Source organism: Leptolyngbya cf. ectocarpi LEGE 11479 (assembly GCF_015207065.1).
Classification (GTDB): Bacteria; Cyanobacteriota; Cyanobacteriia; order Phormidesmidales; family Phormidesmidaceae; genus Leptothoe; species Leptothoe ectocarpi.
In genome coordinates this window covers 1-1,593 of record NZ_JADEXP010000616.1, presented here as the reverse complement: position 1 = coordinate 1,593, position 1,593 = coordinate 1, and the positions used below count along the sequence as shown (strand labels likewise).

At 45.1% G+C, this 1,593-nt stretch carries 1 protein-coding gene; it reads left to right on the top strand.

The features are described from left to right. Window positions 1-314 precede the first annotated feature (314 nt). Entirely contained in the window at window positions 315-1,253 is a 939-nt protein-coding gene (locus IQ260_RS30485; protein WP_193996785.1) for a glycosyltransferase family 2 protein, read from the top strand. Window positions 1,254-1,593 lie beyond the last annotated feature (340 nt).

Here is a 1,593-nt window from a genome sequence, read left to right as displayed (position 1 = left end):
TCCCCTCGGCTATCGGTAGGCAGATCGTTTTATCCCCGGCGACTCCTCGTCGTTTGCGTTTGGCCATCGTCCTTGGCCTCCAAACTCTATGCCCTCATTTTAGCCAAACAAACTGAGTTGGAACTAGGAATATCTGACATAAATATATCTTCTTTATCGGCAATGCTTCGGTGGTTTCACATTAGTTTTCTTGATACTTTAGTAATGTCTTTTTCTAATTAAGAGATTTGATTAGTTAGCTCGTGTTAATAGATTGACATGGGCTAACTAGAGTTAACGCTATTTTTCTCGTCACTCTATAAACATAAGACTATATGGCCTTTTTGACTGCTGATCATAGTACCTATTTTACGTTTACCCATAAAGAAGGAAGAGAACGTTTTGATAGAGTTTTACGTAGACATTCAACTCTAGATCCCCTGGTAACGGGCTCAGTTACGATTGTGATTCCAGCTTTAAACGAAGCTGGTAATTTACAAAAACTATTGGAGCGAATTTGTATTGCATTTAAGACTCTGAGTCTAACGTTGCCTGTGCTAGTCGTCGATGATGGCAGCGTCGATAAAAGTCCAGAGATTTTGGCCCGACTGGCTGAACACTATCCATTCTTAACGGTGGTGCGTCATCCTCGAAGATCCGGTGTTGCTGCTGTCTGGCAGACAGCGCTGGCCCATGTGAAAACAGATTGGATCTTTTGGGGGCAGGCCGATCTTGAGTCGGACCCGGCAACCGATATTCCCACACTACTGCAGGCCTACTGCCCTAATGTGGTTGCGATCGCAGGTTGGCGACAGCGGCGCGGCGATGGTAAAACAACGGCATCACAGGTGGCAAACTGCGCCTGTCGCTGGGTCTTTGGTCTACAAATTCATGACATGAACTGGATTAAGCTTGTCCGTCGAGATGTCCTGATGGGGCTCCCCATTCAGCTGATTACCCATCGATTTTTATTAGCGGTTCTAGCGGGATTAGGGCACAGGATAGGAGAGGCCAAAACACCCTGGCATCCACGATTTTCAGGCACTAGTAAATTTGGTAGAAAACGCTTAGTGACCTCAGCAAAAGATTTTACTAAGGTTGTACTGTGGTTTTACCTAGGTCGTCCCTTGATGTATATTCCTCAGTGCATTGCCAAGGCTATGGCCGTGCTCAAGTATGATTTTATCGGCCAAACATTGGCCAGTGGCCTATTTAACAGAGCGGCCCATCCCGTAAATCAGCAACAGCTAAAAAATCACTATCCAAAACTTTAGGCTATTAGGGTGTTGAAAACACTCGACTATGTGGGCACGCTTCGACTGTCTGGGTATTCACCCTGAGTGTACAGGATACAAGTTGATGTTCTCAAAGAAAAACATCCTAAACAATCAACACATTCTCGTTCTCAGTTCAGTGTATCCCCTCTCTCCAGACGGTAATCACGGAGCTTTTATTCGAGAAAAAATTTTACGTTTGCAGCCCACAGGCTCACGGTTCGCTTAAATTTAGGAAGGGTTGCCTAAATTATCCGGTGAGTGAGAGGTAGATATCATCCGAAGCCTTCAACAACTGCAGAATGCGCTGTTGCCGCTCAGATAAAGCAGAGAGAAAATA

Bases quoted from the DNA above. Each gene is read 5' to 3' on its own strand.
- IQ260_RS30485 (WP_193996785.1), top strand. From the start codon at position 315: ATGGCCTTTTTGACTGCTGATCATAGTACCTATTTTACGTTTACCCAT.